This is a genomic window from Fervidicella metallireducens AeB (assembly GCF_000601455.1).
Taxonomy (GTDB): domain Bacteria; phylum Bacillota; class Clostridia; order Clostridiales; family Caloramatoraceae; genus Fervidicella; species Fervidicella metallireducens.
Genome location: NZ_AZQP01000162.1, coordinates 1 through 532 on the forward strand (window position 1 = coordinate 1; position 532 = coordinate 532).

1 protein-coding gene and 1 pseudogene are annotated in these 532 nt (G+C 31.0%); both read right to left on the minus strand.

The features are described 5' to 3' along the window. On the minus strand, positions 1-272 hold a 272-nt coding region (locus tag Q428_RS14290; protein ID WP_035382153.1), incomplete at its 3' end, for an IS3 family transposase. A gap of 53 nt (positions 273-325) precedes the next feature. Further along, positions 326-532, minus strand: a pseudogene (locus Q428_RS14295) (IS3-like element ISBce13 family transposase); the annotation flags it as partial.

Consider the following 532-nt stretch of genomic DNA (forward strand, 5'->3'; position numbering starts at 1 on the left):
TTTGTTTTAGATGAATAGGGCTTGTACTTCTTACAAACAATCGACTTTATCCCTAAATCATTCATGAACCTTTGAACTCTCTTTAAACTTATGGATTCTCCCTGATTTATTAGTATTTTATGGATCTTAGGAGCTCCATATCGTTTTTTATTATCACTATATATTTTAAGAATTTCTTCTTTTAGTCTTTTATTTTCAATACTTCTTTTACTTTCATCTTTGTTAAGACTTTTGTAATAAGAGCTTCTTGAAACCTTAAGCAGTTTACACATTAGCTTAACATCATGTTTGTCCTTATTATCATCTATGAATTTAAAGATAGAATCTACTTTTTCGCGAATATGGCCATGGCTTTTTTTAGTATTTCATTCTCCTCCTTAAGCCTAGCCATCTCCTGCTTCAATGCTTTATACTCTTTCATAGTTACAACTTCACCTTCATCAATAACAACAGGCCTTGAGTTTTTTATCCAACCGTTAATAGTAGACTTTGAAATGCCATATTCGCTACTTAGCTCTGATAAACTTTTTCC